The organism is uncultured Agrobacterium sp., from assembly GCA_913777615.1.
Lineage (GTDB): Bacteria > Pseudomonadota > Alphaproteobacteria > Rhizobiales > Rhizobiaceae > Agrobacterium.
The window spans coordinates 316,098-336,804 of record CAJYTK010000007.1 but is presented as its reverse complement, the minus strand read 5'-3'; the positions used below and the strand labels follow the sequence as shown (position 1 = coordinate 336,804).

The window sequence follows — 20,707 nt, the reverse complement described above, 5'->3', positions numbered from 1 at the left end:
CCGCATCAGTTCTGCGCGAATGGTGCTTTAATTCAAGTTTCCTGGCTGAGGCGCAGCTGCCGTCGGCACGCTCTTCTGGAACACGGTGAGCAGCTTGGCAGCATCAACAAGTGGAGCGTTGCTCGCATAAAGAACATCGCCCTTCTGCATCTGGAACATCTGCATTAAAGCAATGCTGGAAGCGTCACGCATATTCACGCGATAGATCACAGGACGCTTCTGCGTCAGCACTTCGCCGCGCTCCTTCGACGCGGTAGGACCGACAGAGCGGAGTGGAACCTCTTCGCTGCGGAAAACATAGACGTTACGGGAGTCCGCTCGATCGTCGAGGAGGCCGCCCGCGCGACCGACGGCCTGCGCCAAGGTCAACTTGCCGGTTTCGAACTGAAACTCGCCAGCGCTCTTGAAAGCGCCGAGCGCCGTGAAACTGGATGCATCACCGTCGATCATGATCTGGTCGTCGGGCGACAAGCGAACATTCTGCCGGTCCTCACGCATGACCCGATCAAGGGTGGCGCTCGCTCTCTGCTGGCCGCGCACGATCGTGACAGTCGCAGCTCCCGGCGCTACGCCAGCTCCACCCGCCTGGCTTATGGCATCGAGAACACGCTCCTGCCGCGCTGTCAGTGGGATTTTACCCGGAGTCTTAACCGCACCGCTCACCATAACAGCACTCGTCGGCTTGTCGACAACCGTTACGACCGCCTGCGGATTGACCGCAGATCCCTTCAATCCCGCAACAACTTGGTTCTGCAAGCCTTCCGGCGTTGAATCAATGACCCGCTTTTTGCCCACGAATGGCAGATTTACGCTGCCGCTTTGATCGACAGTGAAGCGCCCGAGGTTGAGCGTCTTGCTCTGTGTGGAGGAGAACAGACCGTCTTCGCCAGTGTCGAGCACAGTAATATCGACAACATCGCCGCGTCGCAGACGCTGAGCATTATAACCTGTATTCCGCAACGCCGCGAGACCTGGGCCAGCCGAATAGGACATGATGCTCGCCGTTGACGTCGAAGCTGGCGCATTCGCAAGATCGATGACAGGAATTTTCTCATGCGTATTGGGTAGCGTTGCGGAGCGAATGTTTCCTGCCGTGGGTCCGTCAGAAGGCCTTGCGCATGCGCTTAACACGGCCAAAAGAAGCACACAAACAATCTTCTTCATCCTCAGTCCCCACGAAAGAATCAGCTACACGCAGGAATAGCATCAAAGGAAGAAGCCGCAATATCTTTAAACCCCAAAATTGAAAAAGCCTTTCAATCTCCTCTTGTCTGTGTCGAACACGCAACCTCAAAGTCGCCAGCAGTAACATCGATCTCACAAGGTTGGCCTAACTCCTATTGAGCGCGGGACGAGGAAGATACTCCGCAAGCGGTCCGCGCCGCTGGCCGCTCCACTTGGAGCGACCACGCGGCTGGCACTTTCCAATCAGAATTCGTCCCACCCTGCTTCTGCGACCTGCCTCCTCTGGCCGCCGACAGAGGCAGCAATCTTCGTCACCATCCTGCGGGCTGGTGAAGCGACAGGTAGATCGCTCCTGGATGCCAAGGCGATCGGCTTCTGGCTCATCGCCGCTGGCTGAGCGCCGAGCTGGAAACCTTCTACGAGCCCGCGAAGCCGCGCCGTCTCTTGCGCGAGAGAAGCGCTTGCTGCATTGGTTTCCTCCACCATTGCCGCATTCTGTTGCGTGACCTGATCCATCTGGTTTACGGCAGAATTCACCTCTGAAAGACCGACAGCCTGCTCTTTCGCAGAGCTGGCGATCGCCTCCATATGCTGGTTTACCGTGCTAATGTTCTCATGAATGATGCGCAGAGCGTCGCCGGTCTCGCTGACCAACTTTACGCCGGTACTGACCTCTTCGCTTGAGTTTCGGATCAACCCCTTGATTTCCTTTGCAGCCTGAGCAGAGCGTTGAGCAAGTTCGCGCACTTCCTGCGCGACAACTGCAAAACCCTTGCCCGCCTCACCCGCGCGGGCCGCTTCGACACCAGCATTGAGCGCAAGCAGGTTGGTCTGAAAAGCGATCTCATCGATCACACCGATGATGTTCGATATTTGATTGGAGGAGCTTTCAATTCTCGACATGGCCGCTACGGCATCGGCGACAACCTGTCCCGACCGGGTCGCGTTGCTGCTGGCGACGATCGCCGCATGGCGAGCATCATCCGCACGTTTGGAGGCATTGTTCACGTTGACGGTGATCTCATCGAGAGCGGCTGCGGTTTCCTCAAGTGACGCGGCCTGCTGCTCGGTCCGCCGCGACAGATCCTCTGCGCTTTGGCTGATTTCCCGTGTGCCGCCGTCAATCTGGTCGGTGGAATGCGCGACAGCACTCAGCGCGTTGCGCATCTGGCTCAGCGCTTCATTCATCGTCCGCCGAAGCTCTTCGAAATCGGACGCGAACGGTTCGTCGACATTGAACGACAAATCACCGGCCGCCAACCGTTTCAGTGCCTCACCGATGGTGTTGACGGCATGAACACGGTCAGTCACATCGGTCGCAAATTTGACGACCTTAGTGACCTTCCCCGTCGCATCAAGAATGGGATTGTAGGCAGCATTGATAACGACGACCTTGCCGTTTTTGCCATAGCGGGTGAATTCTGCTGACTGCACCTCGCCTTTTCGTAGCGCTGCCCAGAACTCCTCATATTCGCGTGAATGTCCGTAGGAAGGCTCCACCAGGATCTTGTGTGAACGGCCCTTGATTTCTTCCAGCCGATAGCCAAGCGCTTTCAGAAAGTTTTCGTTTGCAGTGACGATCTCGCCGTCGGTGGTGAACTCGATGATCGCCTGCGAGCGGCTGACCGCTGCCATCTGATTTTGGTAGTCCAGGTTCTGCAGTCGCTGCTTGGCATCTGCCCACTCGACCGCGAAGCCAGAAATCTTGCTGCCGGTACGTAACGGCGTCACGAGCAGATCAAAGGCTCGATGTCCGATCCAGATGGTTGCCTTGTGCTGGTTCTGCAACTGAGCAAGCATATTACGCTGGTGCGCGGGATTCTTGTGAAAAATGTCGATATTGCTGCCGATCAGCTTGGAGAAGTCGAAGCGAGGCAATTCCTTCTTCAGGTCCGACTCCGCCTCTTTCAGCAATTCCTGCACGGCTTTATTCATATACCGGATATTGAGACCAGCATCGGCGATCATGATGTTGGCGCTAATATAGTTGAGCGACTCTGTCTGCATGGTCGTGGTGTTGGAGAAGCCAAACATGCTGTGATACCTTTTCGTGGTTGTAGGAGGCGACTTCGAGCCGAAGTCCTGAGGTTTCATCGATTTATAAAATTGAGCATCCATAAGGGCTGGGCGACGCGGCGTTCGCACCTGACCAGAGGCATGGTTAGCCTGGAGGATGAGATGGGCGCCAAGGACGGCAAAGGCTTTCTGGTCGGCTGATCATCCACCGTCCTAACAGCCAGTTAGCTCCAACCTCATTCAAAGTCGTCTGCGTTATGCCTGCATCATATGCGAGCCAGGCGGCCCCGTTATGTTGGCAGCCGGCCTTCCCAGGAAGTATCCCTGCCCTATGTCACAGCCGAGCTCCGTCAGCTTGCGCATCTCGCTTTCGCGCTCGATGCCTTCCGCCACGATCGTCATGCCGAGCCTCGACCCCAACGACACGATCCCCTGCAAAATCTGGTTCTGCTTCTCGCTATGTTCGGAACTCGAGATAAAGCTTCGGTCGATTTTGATCTTGTCGAATGGATATTGAGCCAGTTGCGACAAGCTGGAGTAGCCTGTGCCGAAATCATCGAGCGCGATCCTGATCCCGGATCGGACGAGACTGTCGAGGACAAAATGCGCGCTTTCCGCATCTTGAATGATGGCGCTTTCCGTCACTTCAAGTTCCAGCCTGTGAACGGGAAAACCCGTTTCATCCAAAATCTTGAGAATACGGAGCCCGAGTTGGCGGTCGTTCAGCTGCGCGGCCGATATGTTGAATGCGAGTGTCGTCTCCGCAGGCCACGATGCGGCATCGCGGCAGGCACGCAGGAGTAGACTGCTGGTTAGGCGCGTAATCAATCCCAACTCTTCAGCGAGCGGGATGAACTCTGAGGGAGGGACGAAGCTTCCGCTTGGCGTCTTCCAACGTGCGAGCGCCTCGTATCCCACGATCGCCCCGGTCTTGAGATCGACAAGGGGCTGATAATAAGGAAGGATGGCGTCCGCATTGATCGCTGCTTTCAGGCTCGCTTCCATCTTTTCACGTTTACGGGTCAGGGCAGCCATGGCGGAAGTGAAAGCAGCGGTGACGTTGGGACCGTCTTTCTTGGCAACATACATCGCACATTCCGCAGCGCGGGAAAGACCTGGTCTGTTGTCGATGTCACAAGGATAGGCGGCGTATCCGAGATTGGCAGCAATCTCGATCGAGGCACCATATTCAACAATGGGCTGCCCGATCGCCTGCATGATCTTATCTGAATGAAGATCTGGCGCTGCAATATTTTTGCTCAAGACGATGAATCGGTCGCCACCGAGGTGAAATACCAGATCTGATGGCTCTAATTGAGATAAACGCGAGGCTGTTGTCTGAATGACAGCGTCGCCTAAACTTTGACCAAGTTCGTCATTGACCTTTTTCAGTCCGGTAAGATCGATACTATAGGCAACGCACGCTTCGTTGTTTGCCTGCCCGCCGGATGGACCAGCCAAGTGCAGATTGAGCATCTGCCTATTCGGGAGTCCGGTCAGACAATCGTGGAGTTTTGCACGATCGACTTTTGCCTCCGCCTCGCTACGTCGGTCCACTTCTTCCAGAAGGTCCCTGACGCGCAATAATGAATAGACCAACCCGAGAGCACCACCGACGTTCAGCGCGACAAAAAGCTCGTCGAGCTGGTAGGCGTCATATTGGAGAAAGAAGGCATCGAGCGTCTCGTGGGCATTTAAAAGGACAGCTAATCCGGCGATCGCTAGAAAAGCAGTCCACCAGACCACGATGGCAACATGGTATCGACTACGAAAATACGCCATGACACCTCTCTACCGGGCTTGGCTTCATGCCGTTTAGAGATGCCTCCATCGGCACCCTATTGGACGCGACAGAGCAACTGGCCTTGCGTTATCGCAAAGTCTCTGTAGGGCGCGGTCCGGGCGATGTGTGAGCAGGGCGCGGAGTGGCAGCGGAAGCAGATCGTCACCTGTCGAGACGCTTTGACTTCGCCTCTCGTACGGCTCCAAATTTAGGGCCAATTCATGAAGAAATGCTTAATTCGAATATTCAGAACACATCATTTGCCCATCAAAGGAGCAAAAAAATCAAATCTTAAACTATCGTCTAAGGTGGAGCACTATGGCCGCGACGCTATACTTGGAAAAACGCCATCTAGGGAAGAAAATTAGAACCTTATTCGATCAGGCCCCTACGGATCGCCTCCGCGATTGCATGACTGCGGTTCTTCGCGCTTAGCTTTTTCGTCGCTGCCTTGATATAACTGTTCACGGTATCCGTGGTGTAACGGCAAGCAGATGCGATCTCTTCGCTGGTCTTTCCCAAGCTCGCTATTCTCAAGCAGTCGAGCTCGCCATCTGTAAGACGCATTTCCTGCGCTGCGAAACGCTCCATGATGGGCTTTGTGATGATCGTATGCATGGTGCCCGAAATATCTCCCAGAAAATCGATCTCTTCTCGATCAAAAGGCGTCGAGCGGGAAAATGTCACTGCACCGAAAATGCGTGAAAGGCGCCGGATGGGAAAGAGCGTACGGTTCAGCACGCCAAAGGTGTGAGCCAGATATAGCAGCCGTTCCGAGGGCGGATCTTGCTTATATATCTCCTGCTCGATCACGACGCCTGTGGCTGTCGATGAAGCCTTGACGAATGGATCTGAAGCCAACAATCCATCGCCATAATAGGCATCGAGATATGCTGGGGGAACGTTGGTGTCGATCGAATGGCCGCTGCCGAACCGATAGCCATCAAGGTCCAGTCCGGAAACGGCAAAAAAGTCAAATGGGACCGCTGCGCGAAGTCGCTCTACGAAGGGATGAGATGGCAAGTGCCGTCGCACAGGCAGTGAGCTAAGATCTACCGCATGATCGAACGAAAGAGTGGAAGCAAGCGTTCGCGAAAATGGCATAGTAAGCTCCGAGATGAACCCTAAATATCAATGCCAAAACTTAACAAAGGGCAAATGATCGCCTTATCCACTTGAAATTGCTCGCGGTGCGCACCACAACTGTTCTTCTCAAGGGCGAGCAGAGGCCACAATACGGGCCGAAACCTTGCGGTTCTCAGCCCTAGCGGTTCTTTATTCCGTTGCTGGGGTTACGCCTGATTATATCGCCGCGCAACAGCAAAGCATCAAATGCGAGCGCTGGCTTAGCCAAAACCACGGACGGTCATACCGGCATAAACGATATCTACGTGAACTGGTTGACTATATCGGTCATTAGACGAGTAAGCGAGGCGCAGGAGCCGAATGGCCAGCTCGGAGCGCCAGTCAGCCGGACATGTCCGTTTTTGACAACGGGAAGCAGGGGCCATAGCGGGGAGTTGCCGAGATCGTCGGGAAGTTTTTCAGATAGAATAGCCAAAGTGCTATCGCCATCCAACGCCGCCAGGCCTTCAAGATCGATCGTCGTAAAGCCAAATGGCTCGGATGGCAGATCCATGGGGTCTGCAAAACCGAGTCTCTTGAGTATCCCGCAAATTGCAGCATTGGGCGCGAATATCCGCAACCGCGGAACACCCGGTAATGGTTGCGCAACAACCAGTTTTCTACCCACGATGCGTGATGCATAGCGCGACTTTAGGTTCTCGATGTCGTCGTCGAAGCGCATGAGAAGGTCGTTTGCATTCGAAGTTCGAGAAAGCGCTTCCCCGACTTGCCGTGTACTCTGGTAGACACTCGCCAGCATTCCGCCATCCTTCGGCTGATCATCGATCAGATGAGTGGTAGCGATTGAGCCAAGAGCCTGCTCGATAGATGCATGCCGGTAATGTGATGTCAGAATGATATCCGGCCGCAGCCTGCGGATCGCTTCGAGGCTCGGCTGCTGTCTCCGGCCAACGTCGACCGCATTGGAAAGGCGCTCCGCAGCGATATCAACCCAGGTTTTGTACCCGCTAATCTCGGCGCAACCGACCGGTGATAGTCCCAGCGAAAGCGCAATTTCGGCAACAGTCCATTCGAGCGTGACGATACGAGCCGTTCCAGCAGACGCGAACGCCCTTGGCGCTGCGATCATTGCCGCAGCTCCACCCAGAAACGACCGCCTGTTCGAAGTGCCTACCACTTGACGCTCAGAGTTCCCACGACCGTCAGACCCTGTCCGTAATAGCATTGGGTCGGCGTGTTACAACCAGCGACATAGGTCTTGTCTCCGAGGTTATATCCATTGAGCTGGAACGCGTAACGGTCATGGTCGTAACGGGCGAAAGCATCCACCAGCGTATAGCCTGGCACGAAGAAAGTGTTTGCCGTGTCGCCTGCTGTCTTGCCGATGTGGCGAACACCTGCTCCGACGGTCAGCTTGCCCTCCCAGTTGTCCGGCGTCGGCATGTCGTAGCTGACGAAAAGTGACTGCTGCTGCTTGGGGACAGTATAGGGCATCTTGCCCACCTGAGCCGGCGTCCGGCTTTCGGTGACCTCCGGCTCCTGAAAACTTGCCGCCGCGGTCAGGTTGATGCGATCCCAAAGCGTCGCACTCCCCTCCAACTCTATCCCGCGCACCCGCACTTCATCGGTCTGGTAGTACACACCCGACACGCGATTGACGACATTTTGCTGTGTAGCCTCAAAGCCGGAAAGTGTGATGCTGAAATCCTCGCCATCTGGCGCATATTTGAGGCCGATCTCCTTCAACTCGCCCTTCGTAGGCTTAAGCGGCGTTGGTGCGAGCGTCAGCACTGGCGCAAAAGACGTGGAGTAGAGGGCATAAGGAACGAAGCCGTTATCGAAAACATAAGCGGCGCCGACTCTACCGGTGAAGGCAGAGTGGTCCTGCTGGTAACGCGTGGTAATACCTGAGCTTATAGCCAGACTGTCGGAATCATTGCTCACGAAGTCCTGGCGAGCACCAAGGGTCACGCGCAGGCCACCCCATTCCATCTGGTCCTGGAGGTAAACTCCGACTTGCTGCTGAGTTTGATCGAGATGAGTGGTGATTGGCGCTGGCTGCACGCCGATGCCGTAAACCGGATTGAAGAGGTCGAGGTTAAGCGTCGTATCGGTCCGCGAACCCGTTCTATTGACTAGATTCTGCCACTGGAGATCAATCCCACCGAGAAGCTTGTGAGCAACCGGCCCGCTGTCGAATTGATATTCGAGGTTCGTGTCGAGTGCCAGTGCGTTCAAAGTTGGCTGTGCATTGTAAGCGAGGCGAGAGAGCGTACGCTGGTCCGCACCAAGACCATTGCTGAAAAGATTCTGGTAATTCACATCCAGATAGGAGTATCGAAAATTCTGCCGAAGAACGAGATCCTCATTCAGCGCGTGCTCAAAGCGGTATCCGATATAGGCGGTTTCCTTATCATAGATTGCCAGTGAGGGATCGCCGTCTGAAAAGTTGCGCGGAATTTTTAGTCCGAGGCTATTGGGAAAGATCGTTCCGACAGCGGGAAGAAGCGATGGTACCTGGCCCGCTTCATCCTTCATGTAAGCGCCATATATCGTCAGGCTCGTATCTTCGTCCGGTGACCACTTGACGGTTGGGCTGATAGCCGTTCGGTCATTCTTGCCGAAGTCGTTCATAGTTTCTGCATTGCGGACTACCCCTTCCAGGCGATAGGTAAAGTCGGAGTCCGCCCCGAGAGGGCCAGTTAAATCGAACCCTAATTCCTTCTGCTTATAGCTTCCAAAGCGGGTGTAGACTTCTCCTTTAGGGGTTTCCAACGGGTCCTTGCTGACCATGTTCACCACACCGCCGACGTTTGTTTGCCCGAACAGCGCTGAGCTCGGCCCGCGCAGCACTTCCACCCGGTTCAGGAAATAAGGTTCGACACGAAAGCCCGCGTAGCCGCCTGTCTGGTTGGCGATTTGCGGAACGCGTAGCCCGTCCAGATAAAGATCAGCACTGAAACCACGGATACTGAAGTAGTCAGAGCGCGGGTCGTTGCCGTAACGCTGGCCGTTGACATTCGCGCTGTAAAGCAAGCTATCGGCCACCGTTTGCACCGCCCGATCGGTCATCGCACCACGCGTAATTACGGATACCGATTGCGGCGTTTCGGCAATCGGCGTGTTCGTCTTGGTGGCGGAAGCGGAGTTGCTTGCCACATAGCCGCGCTGTTCCACGCGAGCACCTTTTTCTGCAGCACCTTGAATAACGATTGTCTTGAGGACTGTTGCACCGTCAGCGTCTTGCGCTTTCGCATGCTGAGGATGGAATGCGATTGCACCCACGGCGGCAGTCGACATCATGAACAGCAAGCCCCTTACACTAACCTTGTGGTGAGGCGTCATGGGGAGGCGGAGGGCGGCGTTATGCATTGCGGGACCTGTTATAAACTGTTGCCGAAGCGGGACGCTCCGGAAAGTCCGTTTTTCATCACATCCCGCGCGCTCGGTGGCTTAAGTAGACTTTTTTTATCAGCATTGTCAGGTCAAAATCGAACTTCGATGGGCCACTTATTGACCCGTTTTCTATTTTCATGCCTTTAGGCATGAAATGGGCCATTCTTTCGTTTTGAAAAACTGACATGATGTGGCTATGGCTCTCCCGTCACCATCCATTGAAGCGTCCGCGCAGAGAACCGACTTGCACGAAGCCGAAATCCGAAAGCCGCAAAGAGCAGCCGATCTTCAAAACGTGCAGCGGCCGATCGCCGCCATGGCACGGACTTATGAACAGAGCGTCGATTTTGGCTGGCACAGCCATCGTCGCGGCCAGCTTTTGCAGATCGTCGACGGCTTCATGACCGCACGAACACCTGACACGTCATTCATCATTCCCAGTGGCTACGGCTTGCTGATCACACCGGAAATCCCCCACGCGGTCCACTCTCATGGGAGGGTATCAATGCAGTCGATTTACATTGAACCGCACCCCGGCGTTTCGCTTCCATGGGAACCGGTTCGCGTGATCGCGACATCCCCACTTCTATCCGCCACCGTCAGCGCGTTTCTGGAACAGCCGACGCTTTATGACGAGGATGCTCGTGGTGGACACCTGGCTGCATTGATCCTTGAAGAGATCGCTCTTGCCCGCGAGGGACCGTTTGCTCTACCGATGCCGAGCGACAGGCGGTTACAGCGGCTTTGCCGCGATCTGACCGAAACCCCATCAATCGATCTCGATATCGATCAATGGGCAGACAATCTCGGCATGAGCCGACGAACCATGACACGGAAATTCCGAACTGAGACCGGTATGAGTTTTGCCGAGTGGCGGCGTCGCTTGCGCACAGCGCATGTCATGCGCCGTCAGGCGGAGGGAGCCAAGCTCGAAGAAGCGGCGGCCGATGTCGGTTACCGCAGCCTGTCCTCTCTGCGCAAAGCTTTGCGCGAGGCGTCGGTGTGACGATCCTCATGAGTCATGCGCCAGCCGACCCAATTGCGGCCGAAGCCGTCGACGTGAGCGTAACCTTTGATGAAGCCACGGCGCTGAAAAACGTGTCCGTCGCCATGGTTAAGGGACGCATTACCACGATATGCGGCGCAAACGGCTCTGGAAAAAGCACTCTTCTGAAATGCCTCGCGGGGCTTGAAAGACCGACTTCTGGGCACGTGCGTCTGGCGGGACACTCGCTGGAAGCGATGCCCCGACGCGAAATCGCCCGACATATCGCCGTGATGAGCCAAACGCCGGAAACTCCAATAGGCCTGACAGTCGAAGAACTTGTCGAGCAGGGCCGGTACCCTCATCGTCCCTGGCTCGGGCGGCTCTCTGATCACGACTTCACGATTGTCGACAGCGCGATTTCGCGGGTCGATCTTCACCATCTGCGCCACCGCCAAATAACAACTCTCTCTGGCGGCGAAAGACAGCGAGCCTGGCTGGCGATGGCTCTTGCGCAGGAGCCGCGTGTTCTGTTTCTCGATGAACCGACGAGCTTCCTCGATATCAGACATCAGGCGGAACTTCTGACGCTCCTTCGTAGCCTCAATCGAGATGATGGGCTCACGATCGTTGCAGTCCTCCACGACCTCAATCACGTAATGGATATATCTGACGACGTCATACTGATGCGTAGAGGTCAGGTTCTCGCAACAGGTTCGACCAACAACGTGCTTCAAACCAGCCTTTTGCGGCAAGCTTTCGAATGCAGGGTCGATATCGTTGCGCACCCGGATGGAACGGGCAGACAGTACTGCATGGTCGACTGGATCGATGCGCGCTATCGCCCGAACAATGCGGTCTCAACGTGACGGCGAGTTTGCGTTTCATCTCGCCGTCCGCAATGGCATCGGCGATCGCGTGGCCGGTAGCCTTGGCATTTTTTCTGGTGTTGGCGGCCCTTGAACTTCGGGCGGGAAGCAGTCTGGTCAGCTGGCGCGACATCCTGGTGTTTCCATCACAGCCAACGACGCTGGCGCAAGCAATTCTGGAGACTGTCCGTGCGCCTCGTCTGATCGCTGCCGTTCTGACCGGCGCTGCGTTGGCAGTCGCGGGCTCTGTCCTGCAAAGCGTGCTGCGAAATCCTCTGGCCGCGCCGGATATATTGTCCGTTACAAACGGCGCACAGCTTTTCCTCGTGATGGCCACTTTATTGCTGCCTGTGGCCATGCCGCCCCTTATCGCAACCAGCGCCGGCGGTCTGACGGGCGCAATCGCATGCCTCATTCTGGCCGGTGGATTTCGTGCGCCTGCCGGACGACTGGCCCTTGCAGGTGTCGCGATTTCCCTCTGCTTCTCGGCCTTGTCGTCTGCAATCGTGCTTCTGGCCGACGAACGTTCCTCGGGCTTGCTGCTTTGGTCGTCCGGCATTCTGGACCAGACCGGGTGGGGAAAGGTGTTAACGACAGCGCCGGTCATTATCATGTGCGCCGTCACCTTGGTGCTGTTGGCCCGTCAACTCGATCTCCTTGGACTGGGCGAGCAGACCTCCGCCAGTCTGGGCATGACACGGGCTGTCACTCTTATTAGCCTTGCATGCGCCGTTCTCCTGTGCGGCTGCGCCGTAACCCTGGCTGGGCCTGTCGGCTTTATCGGGCTTGCTGTCCCGAATATGCTTCGCGCACTCGGTCTCGCACGGCACCACCGCCACTTACCGCTATCGATGCTTTGGGGTGCCAATATGTTGGTTCTTGCCGATGTGATCACCCAAACGTTGGCAAGCGGTGGCACCATCGTTCCAACAGGTGTGACGGTCGCCTGCCTCGGGGCGCCCATCATGCTGTTTCTTCTGCGCGCCGCGAAGATCGGCGGGGAACGTCGCATTGGTTTGCCAGCGGGAACGACACGCCCGCCCCTCTTCCGCGTTCTTGTCGCTCTGGCCGTGGCAGCTTTTATCAGTGCAACTGCCGGCCTCGCCGCCGGTAACAGCCTTTCCCTCTCGATGAGCGAGATCGTCATCAATCTCGACCTTCGTCTCCCCCGCCTCCTCGTCGCGCTTGGATGCGGGGCATTGCTGGCTGCCGCAGGCAGCGTCATTCAGGCCGTCACACGCAATCCGCTTTGCGGACCGGAAACGTTAGGAATCACACAGGGAGCGGCCTTTTGCAGCCTTCTGGCACTCCTTTCAGGACTATTGCCAGCAACCTTGCCTTTTCAACTCGTGACCTTGGCGGGCGCCTTGGCCGTTGTCCTGAGCTTGAACGTCCTTGCCCCCAAGCAGGGGCCTGAAAAATTCGTTCTGGCGGGGGTGGCTATCGCTGCAAGTATCGCTGCGGCGTCAACGATCGTCGTCGTTGAAGCGCGCTTGCAAACTGCGCAGGCGCTTTCCTGGCTGGTGGGCTCCACGCATGCGCGCGGCTACGACGACGTATTCATGTTGATGCCCTGGGTCGTCGGCCTCCTGGTGATCGGCACACTATACACACGCCACCTCGACACTTTTTTGCTTGGCGATGAAAAAGCCAGATCGCTTGGCCTAATGACAGGCAACGCTGGCCGCTACGCCATGGTCTACGCCGCTGGTGCAGTGGCAGTCGCCGTATCGTCCATTGGCGCTATCAGTTTTATCGGCTTGCTCGCTCCCCATGCCGCCCGCCTTCTCACCGGACCGCGCCATACAAAGAGCCTGCCCGTTGCAATGGCGATCGGTGCTGTTGCCCTTGCGCTGGCAGATACCGTCGGTCGCAGCATCATCGCCCCACTCGAACTCCCAGCCGGGATCGTCACTGCGATCATAGGGGCGCCGGCCTTCACAGTGTTGTTGCGCAAAACGCATAACGACCATGTCCGACGACCGACCGTTCGGAGGTTACGGAGGTCGAATGACATTGAGCCGAAAACAGCTGCAAGAAAACGCCCCTGAGAAAAGGGAGCTTTCGGCTTCGCCGCAGCACTTTACTAACATCAAAACAAAACATCGTAGTCGGAAGAGGAGACAAGTTTGAAACGGCTTTTGAAACTGCTGATCGGACTAGCATTCGTCATGGCGTTCGTTCCGAGAGCCTCGGCGCAAACAACAGAAGAAGATCATAACGCGACCGTTGTGAAGATGAATGCCTATGTTGCCTTCATGAACCGTGCGATCCGCGCATCGGACTCGCTCGCTCGATATGAAAGTTGGGTCAACATGAAGAAAGGACCAACTGGAAAAGAACGCATCATCTACGGCCTCTATGCGCCGTATGACGTACGCTCCGAAATCGCAGAAGCCGAAAAAGTCACGGGTGCCGATCCGAAAATGCCCGAGCTGGATACTGCGATGACACGGTTCATCACTGTCTACAAACAGCTAGCGCCCGTCCTCGAAAAGGCCAGCAAATATTATGATCGCTCGGACTACAAGAGCGACAAGATGCAGGGTGGCAAAGAGTTTCACGCCGAAATCATCAAACATGCCGACGAATTTTCCAAGGCACGGTCGGAAGCCGACACGCTCCTGGCGAAGGAGAAGCGAACGATCGATCTGCAGGAATTGGCCGCGCTTGAAAAGGCCGAAGGCAAGACGTCCCGCTGGCATGTCCGCAATATCATGATCAAGGCTCAAGCCGTCATGGAGACATTGCCGAGCGGCGACAAAACGAAGGTCGACCTCGCGGCCTATGATAGCTCGCTCAAGGACTACGCGGAGGCCGTCAAAACGTTCGACGACTACGCAACCGAGCATCCAGGCTCATTCCACGTCTTCGAATCCAGCCCTGGAACTCTTCTTAGTAAACTCAGGGATTTTCAGGAGAAACTGGAAAAGTACAAGGGCGATGCGCGTAAAGCTGCAGACGATCTCGAATGGATTTACAACGACTATAATATGATGGTTTCGACGTCTCAGAGTGCAACCATATTCTCGAAAGACTGAAACGCTTCCCAGGTCCACAATGACTTTCCCCGCGCGTCTTCATGGCGCGGGGAAATCCGCGAGCAACCGGCAGAAAATCGCATCAGCCTTGATCGGCGTCCACCCGGTCGCCCTTGCTGTCAAACACGTGGAGCTTCGCTTCCGGCAAGCCAACGCTGATCGATGCACCAGGCTGCAAAAGGGCGCGGTCCGAAGAGAAGAGCTTGAAGGGAAGCCCGTGAACCGTCAGGTGCAGAATGATCCCGAGACCCGTCGGCTCAACGAGGTCAACCTTGGCAACCACGCCACCCGTCTGCGGGGCGACGAGCACATGCTCGGGACGTATACCAAGGGTCATCACCTCACCATTCTTTAGCGGGATTGTCCGACCGAGTGGCAGCTCGCTACCATCCGGCAGCGCCATTGCGCTTCCATCTGGCTTCTGGACACAATGGCCCTGAAGAAAGTTCATACCCGGTGAACCGATGAATTCTGCAACGAAGAGATTGGCTGGACGATCATAGAGGTCGAGCGGCGCCCCAATCTGCTGCACATATCCGGCATTCATGGCTACGATGCGCGAAGCGAGCGTCATCGCCTCGATCTGATCATGGGTCACGTAGACAGAGGTCGCTCCAAGATCCGCGTGCATCCGCTTGATCTCGGCTCTCATCTGCTCGCGAAGCCGTGCGTCAAGGTTCGACAGGGGTTCGTCAAAGAGGAAGGCTTTTGGCTGGCGAACGATGGCACGGCCCATCGCCACGCGCTGACGCTGGCCACCCGAAAGCGCTTTAGGGCGTCGTGCAAGATAAGGGTCGAGACCGAGCTTGCCGGATGCCGCAGAAACCGCCGCAGCAATGGCATCCTTGGGCCTTTTCCTCAGTCGCAGGCTATAGCTCATATTGTCGGCAACACTCATATGAGGATAGAGCGCGTAGGATTGAAACACCATGGCGATGTCGCGATCCTTGGGCTTGAGATCGTTGACCAGTTGGCCATCAATGGAAAGCGTTCCCGAGGTGATCTCCTCCAGACCCGCAATCATGCGCAGCAACGTCGATTTCCCGCAGCCTGAGGGACCGACGAGCACGACGAACTCGCCATCTTCAATTTTCAGATTGACGCCGTGCAGGACAGGATGGTCGCCGTAGGACTTGGCGACGCGGTTAAGCTCTATGGAAGCCATGGAATTTATCCTTTCACTGCACCGGCCGTCAGGCCCTGCACGAGATATCTTTGAATCAGCAGGAAGAAGAGACAGGCCGGAATGAGCGCCAAAACGCCAGCGGCCATCATCTGCCCGAAATCGACGGAGAATTTCGAGACGAATGTCAGCAGCCCCACGGGGAAGGTCGCGCTCTGATTTCCAGAAATCAGCATTAGCGCAAAGAGCAACTCACTCCAGGCCGCTGTGAAGACGAAGCCGAGCGTTGCTGCGATCCCAGGCAGGGTCAGGGGCAGAATGATCTGGCGGAACGCGGTGAAGCGGCTGGCGCCATCAATCATGGCTGCCTCCTCGAGGTCCTTCGGAATGCCATCGAAGAACGACTGCATGAGGAACGTCGCGAAAGGTACGTTGAACGCCGTGTAGACGATGACGAGGCCCGTCAGACTGTTGGTCAGCCCCAAGGGCGATAGCATTTTGAAAATCGGTGCCACCAGCATGACCAACGGAAACATCTGGGTGATCAGCATCAGGGCGATGATCCAGTATTTCCCGCGAAACTGAAAGCGAGACAGCGCATAGCCGGAGAGCGATGAAAGCACCGTCACGGCAAAGGCGGTCGATCCGGCCACGATGACGCTGTTCTTGAAGAATGTCGGAAATGCACTGTTCTCGATCACGAAGCGATAGTGGTCGAAGGTCGCGCGCGACGGCCAAAGGCGCACGCCTTCGCTATAGAGCAAGTCGTTCGGAGTGACCGAGACTTTAAGCAGCCAGAAGAGAGGAAAGAGCGCAAAGGCTATGTAGACGAGGATCGCCAGACGGTGCGCGACGGTAAGAAAAATTCGGCCGGTCACGGATCAATCCTTCTCGATAAGGCGCTGGCGCATGATGACGATCAGCATGGAGTAAGCGAGGAGAAGGACCAGAAGAACCAGCGCGATTGCCGAGGCATAGCCAAAATCCAGCCGCTTGAAGGCCTGGGTGAATATGTAGCTCGCAACGATCTGCGTGCGGTCGGCTGGCCCACCATTGGTCATGACGATGATAAGGTCGGCAAAATTGGCGATCCAGACGGTACGAAGCAGAACGGTAATCGCGATCGTCGGCGCGAGAAAGGGCAAGGTGATCGACGTGAAGCGCTGAAGCGGGCTCGCGCCATCGATGGAGGCAGCTTCGTAAAGATCCCGCGGAATGGCCTGCAAGGCAGCAAGCAAAGTGATGGCGAAAAACGGAATTCCCCACCAGACATTGGCGATGATCGGACCCCACATGGCCAGGTGCGGATCCGCCAGAATATTGTTCGGCGCAGAGAGCATGCCGAGCGATGTCATCCAGTACGGCAGCGGCCCAATCACCGGGTTGAACAACCATGCCCAATTCAGCCCAGCGAGAAAGGTAGGAACGGCCCAGGGAAGGAAGACCAGTGCCTGAGCAATGCCACGCCCGGCAAAAGGTTTGTCGAGCAGAAGGGCCAGAATGAGGCCAAAAAAGAATTGCAGGAATACCGAAGCGCCTGTCCACCAAAGCGTGTTCTGCAGCGCGCGGTAGAAAGCGGCATCCTGGGACAGGGTCTTGAAGTGCTCAAGCCCAACGAAGCCCCCGGAGAACGGCTTGAGCAATTGAACATCGCGGAATGCGTAAGAAAGCCCGAGCACCAATGGCACCATCATCACCGTGACGATAAGAACAAGGACTGGCGCGCTATAAAGCCAGGGTTCGGCTGCAGCAGCGAGTCTTCGCGACATGGGTTTGCGCGACATCGCAGGTGCGGCGCTTGAAAATGACGACATCAATTGCTCCTCAGCGTAATGATTTCTAGGCCGATGGCCACGCGCTGATCTCAGCTTTGAAACACGTCGCAAATGCCCACTCTTATTTTGCGACAAATGTTTCAAATAAAACAATAGGTTATTACACTATAGTTAATCTAGTTTAGCACGAGACTATATATAGCTGACTTGGGAAGCGGCGCGCCATTTAGCGGCGCACCGCCAGCCCTGTTACTTGGATTGCATGAACTTCTGCTGAGCCTTCGTCATGTAGTCGGCCCACTGCTTGGCGAGGTCTTCAGGGGTAATATCACCCAGAAGAGCTTCCTGAGAGGTCTTGATCACGAGCGAATCCTTGAAGAAAGCAAACTCTTCGAGATAGGTCGGCATGGTTGTCGGCACCGCGTTCTTGTCGGCCAGTTCCTCGAACCAGCCCTTGAACTGCTCGCTGGCGTAGAAAGGATCTTTCTCGGCGGAGGTATGAACCGGAAGAGCGCCGGTTTTCTTGTTCCACTCGATATTGCCTTCAGGTCCTTCCAGCGTCTCGATAAGCTTCCAGGAAAGATCCTTGTCCTTCGAAGAGGCCATCATCGACCAGCCGGCGAAACCGATCGTCGGGAAGGTCTTGCCATCCGGTCCCTTCGGCATGGTCATGACACCGAAATCTTCGCTTTTCATGCGCTGTGCGATGGCGATCAGAGCGTCCGGATCCTGATCGAGAAAAGCGCAGGTGCCGGAGTAGAAGCCAGCGACGATTTCGTTGAAGCCCCAGTTGACGCTATCCTTCGGTGCATAACCGTTCTTGTAGAGATCGACGAGATAGGTCAGACCCTTGACCCAGCCGGGGCTGTCAAATGTGGATTTTCCATCCTCGGTGAAGAACTCGTTGGAGCCCGCCATGGAGGCACCGAACATAACCCAGCCGTTTAGACCGCCCGGCCCACCGCGCAAGCAATAGCCATACTTGCCGGGAATGGCCGAAATTTTCTTGGACGCGTCCGCGAACTCTTCCAAGGTCTTTGGTGGCTCCTTCACGCCGGCCTGTTCGAGCAGCTTCTTGTTGTAGAACATGGCGCGCAAGTAGAAGCCGTAGGGCAGCATGTAGGCGGTATCTTTGACATCGCGGCCAAGCTCCAGGGCTCGCGGTGTCAGACCGGGTGTATATTCCCACTTGGCCAGATAGGGCTCAAGGCTTTCGAGCATGCCATTGTTGGCATAGAGGGACAGCCAGGTGTCAGGCATTTCCATAACGTCGGGAACATCGCCTGCCGATACCATCGTAGCGAACTTCTGGAACGCTTCGTTCCAGGGAAGCGAAATGATGTCGACCTTAGTGCCAGGATTGGCAGCCTCGAATTTGCTGACGAGGCTCTTCAGCGTCTCGGTGCGCTCGGGGCTGGTGATGACCTCCACAAGTTTCAGGGTCGTGTCGGCAAGCGCCGTTCCTGCCATCATCGCGGTAAAGAATGCTGCTGCTACCAGTTTTTTCATGTCGTTCTCCCTTTTTGTTGTCGTCAAGATGCGTCAGGCTGCGGCAGACGCCGCTCTGATTGCTGGTTCAAGATCGTTCCAGAGAGCCTCGGTGCCCTCCAGACCCACATGCAGGCGTACGGAGCGCGCGCTGATGCCGAAAGTATGCGCGGAATTCGGCTGCGCCTTCTGCTCAAGCACCACTTCGCCAGGGACGATCAGGCTTTCATGCCCGCCCCAGGAGACCCCCAATTTGAAAAGCTGAAGTTTGTCGGCGAAAGCCCGCACATCCACCCCTTCACGGAAAATGAAGGAGAAGAGTCCGGACGTGCCGTTCAGCCCGGGCGGAAGCCGGTTCGCGAGTCCCGGATGGCAAACGGTCTCCACAACATCGAGCGCCTGCAGACGAGAAGCGATCGTAAGCGCCGATTCCTGATGCGCCTTCATCCGGATGGGCAGCGTGCGAAACCCTCGGATCAACAGCCACGCATCGAATGGAGACATCTTGCCGCCGAGATAGGGATAGGCCTCAGCCCGGATGCAGTCGATCATGGCCTTTGAACCGGCAACGACACCGGAAACCACATCGCTGTGACCGCCAAGATATTTCGAAGCGGAATGCACCACCATGTCGACACCAAGCGCCAAGGGCGTCTGGAAAATCGGACTTGCCCAGGAGTTGTCAATCACGGAAATCGCACCATGGCGTTTAGCAATCGCAGCCAATGCACCGACATCGTGGGCCTCCATTACCCAGCTTGTCGGACTTTCCATGTAAAAGAGCTTGGCGCCCGGCATAGCCTTCTCGACAGCGGCCTCATCGCGACCATCGACATAGATCACCTCGACCTGCATTCGCTTCATCAAGGTGCCAAAAAGGCGAAACGCATCAGGATAGACGTGGCGTACCGCAACGATGCGATCGCCAGGAGAAACGAAAGACAGAACGGTGGAGGAAATCGCTGACATGCCACTGGCAAAGCCAAGCGCATCTTCAGCACCTTCGAGCTTTGCGAGCATCTCTTCAAACATGCGAACAGTCGGGTTCAGCCCGCGGGTGTAAACAGGACGGCTCTTTTCGCCGCGATAGGTTGCGACCATCTCATCGTAAGTTGAGAACGTGAAAAGAGATGTCTGGACCAGAGGTGGCACCACAGCTTCGAAAGCGTGAGTATCATCATGGGCAACGATCAGCGATGCAGCATCGAAAAAATCAGAGCCTTGGCTCATTTGGACATGTCCTTGATATCTTCCTCGACAATGGCGAGAATTTTCAGTGTTTCCTGCCGCGCTGCCACGGGGTCTGCGGCAACGATGGCGTTGAAGAGGGTACGGTGAAAGGGAAAGGAGCGGGATGCAAAGTCAGGCCTATCAAACGGCTTGGACCAGAAGCGCTCGAAACCTTCGCGCATCTGTTCGAGCAACTGCTTGAACAGCGAATTATGAGTGGCGTCATAGATGGAGAGGTGAAAGGCAAGATCCGCCTTGCCGGACGTTCCCTCGGCGAGATGAACACGCTCCATCTCCTCCAAGCGCAGACGCATGGTTTCGATGTCGTCGTCCGTGCGACGACGAGCCGCCGCCATCGACGCCTCGACCTCGATGCCGCGCCGCACTTCCAGCGTCATCAAAAGCGCATCGCGCAGGCTCTCTGCCTCGATGGAGATGGGCATATGCACAGTCGCGGTGGAGATCGGCTTTAAAAGATAATTGCCGCTTCCCTTGCGGGAGTCGATAATCCCAAGAGCTTGGAATTTGCGGATCACTTCACGAATGGTGGAGCGCCCGACGCCAAGTGCCGACATCAACTCACGCTCGGCAGGAAGACGGCTCCCCGGCTTCAGGTCAGCCCGCTCGACAAACTCGACAAGCGCGCCCTCGACCTGCCGCACCCGGTCCATGACCGGTAGAGGAGCCATCGCGTGCTTTTCGAGTGTCTGATCCATTTGCCCCCGCAATA

Annotated in this window: 16 protein-coding genes; 4 read left to right on the top strand and 12 right to left on the bottom strand. The window is 56.2% G+C overall.

Going from position 1 to position 20,707, the window contains the following annotated elements:
* Window positions 1-27: 27 nt before the first annotated feature.
* From QZ862_RS07175 to QZ862_RS07150, 6 genes are all read right to left on the bottom strand, one after another.
* Window positions 28-1,164, bottom strand: coding sequence for a polysaccharide biosynthesis/export family protein (locus QZ862_RS07175; protein WP_363315907.1), 1,137 nt, complete (start codon window positions 1,162-1,164; stop codon window positions 28-30).
* A 264-nt stretch (window positions 1,165-1,428) separates the two neighbouring features.
* Window positions 1,429-3,219 (bottom strand): methyl-accepting chemotaxis protein, encoded by a 1,791-nt coding sequence (locus QZ862_RS07170; RefSeq protein ID WP_296098526.1) that lies wholly within the window; start codon window positions 3,217-3,219, stop codon window positions 1,429-1,431.
* 237 nt (window positions 3,220-3,456) lie between these two features.
* A complete protein-coding gene (locus tag QZ862_RS07165) occupies window positions 3,457-4,983 on the bottom strand; it encodes a bifunctional diguanylate cyclase/phosphodiesterase (RefSeq protein ID WP_296098523.1) in 1,527 nt (508 codons plus the stop codon).
* 373 nt (window positions 4,984-5,356) lie between these two features.
* Window positions 5,357-6,088 carry a LuxR C-terminal-related transcriptional regulator gene (locus QZ862_RS07160; protein WP_296014140.1) on the bottom strand — a complete coding sequence of 244 codons (732 nt, stop codon included), beginning with the start codon at window positions 6,086-6,088 and terminating at the stop codon, window positions 5,357-5,359.
* A gap of 283 nt (window positions 6,089-6,371) precedes the next feature.
* Entirely contained in the window at window positions 6,372-7,199 is an 828-nt protein-coding gene (locus QZ862_RS07155; RefSeq protein ID WP_296098521.1) for an iron-siderophore ABC transporter substrate-binding protein, read from the bottom strand.
* A gap of 41 nt (window positions 7,200-7,240) precedes the next feature.
* Window positions 7,241-9,373: a TonB-dependent siderophore receptor gene (locus tag QZ862_RS07150; RefSeq protein ID WP_296098518.1), complete on the bottom strand. Its 2,133-nt coding sequence runs from the start codon at window positions 9,371-9,373 to the stop codon at window positions 7,241-7,243.
* Window positions 9,374-9,725: 352 nt separating this feature from the next.
* Between QZ862_RS07150 and QZ862_RS07145 the strand changes: the two genes are divergently transcribed.
* The 4 genes from QZ862_RS07145 to QZ862_RS07130 all read left to right on the top strand — a co-directional run bounded on the left by QZ862_RS07145 (window position 9,726) and on the right by QZ862_RS07130 (window position 14,361).
* Window positions 9,726-10,472: a helix-turn-helix transcriptional regulator gene (locus QZ862_RS07145; RefSeq protein WP_296098623.1), complete on the top strand. Its 747-nt coding sequence runs from the start codon at window positions 9,726-9,728 to the stop codon at window positions 10,470-10,472.
* Window positions 10,473-10,480: 8 nt separating this feature from the next.
* The gene (locus QZ862_RS07140) at window positions 10,481-11,320 is read left to right on the top strand and encodes an ABC transporter ATP-binding protein (protein WP_363315909.1); all 840 of its coding nucleotides are present in this window, start codon (window positions 10,481-10,483) and stop codon (window positions 11,318-11,320) included.
* A 62-nt stretch (window positions 11,321-11,382) separates the two neighbouring features.
* Window positions 11,383-13,371 (top strand): iron ABC transporter permease, encoded by a 1,989-nt coding sequence (locus tag QZ862_RS07135; RefSeq protein WP_296098516.1) that lies wholly within the window; start codon window positions 11,383-11,385, stop codon window positions 13,369-13,371.
* Window positions 13,372-13,449: 78 nt separating this feature from the next.
* The gene (locus QZ862_RS07130; RefSeq protein ID WP_296098514.1) at window positions 13,450-14,361 is read left to right on the top strand and encodes a YiiG family protein; all 912 of its coding nucleotides are present in this window, start codon (window positions 13,450-13,452) and stop codon (window positions 14,359-14,361) included.
* A gap of 82 nt (window positions 14,362-14,443) precedes the next feature.
* Here the strand turns inward: QZ862_RS07130 and ugpC are convergent, their stop codons facing one another.
* The 6 genes from ugpC to QZ862_RS07100 all read right to left on the bottom strand — a co-directional run bounded on the left by ugpC (window position 14,444) and on the right by QZ862_RS07100 (window position 20,666).
* Window positions 14,444-15,526, bottom strand: a complete 1,083-nt coding sequence (gene ugpC, locus QZ862_RS07125) for a sn-glycerol-3-phosphate ABC transporter ATP-binding protein UgpC (protein ID WP_296098512.1) — start codon at window positions 15,524-15,526, stop codon at window positions 14,444-14,446.
* 5 nt (window positions 15,527-15,531) lie between these two features.
* Window positions 15,532-16,362: a carbohydrate ABC transporter permease gene (locus QZ862_RS07120; protein ID WP_062426774.1), complete on the bottom strand. Its 831-nt coding sequence runs from the start codon at window positions 16,360-16,362 to the stop codon at window positions 15,532-15,534.
* A gap of 3 nt (window positions 16,363-16,365) precedes the next feature.
* Complete coding sequence (locus tag QZ862_RS07115; protein ID WP_296037871.1) at window positions 16,366-17,268, bottom strand: sugar ABC transporter permease; 903 nt, start codon at window positions 17,266-17,268, stop codon at window positions 16,366-16,368.
* Between the two features lie 240 nt (window positions 17,269-17,508).
* Window positions 17,509-18,768, bottom strand: coding sequence for a sugar ABC transporter substrate-binding protein (locus QZ862_RS07110; RefSeq protein WP_296098509.1), 1,260 nt, complete (start codon window positions 18,766-18,768; stop codon window positions 17,509-17,511).
* A gap of 33 nt (window positions 18,769-18,801) precedes the next feature.
* Window positions 18,802-19,977, bottom strand: a complete 1,176-nt coding sequence (locus QZ862_RS07105; protein ID WP_296098506.1) for a PLP-dependent transferase — start codon at window positions 19,975-19,977, stop codon at window positions 18,802-18,804.
* Window positions 19,974-20,666, bottom strand: coding sequence for a FadR/GntR family transcriptional regulator (locus tag QZ862_RS07100; RefSeq protein ID WP_296098618.1), 693 nt, complete (start codon window positions 20,664-20,666; stop codon window positions 19,974-19,976). The genes QZ862_RS07105 and QZ862_RS07100 overlap by 4 nt, the downstream gene beginning before the upstream one ends.
* Between the last annotated feature and the right edge of the window lie 41 nt (window positions 20,667-20,707).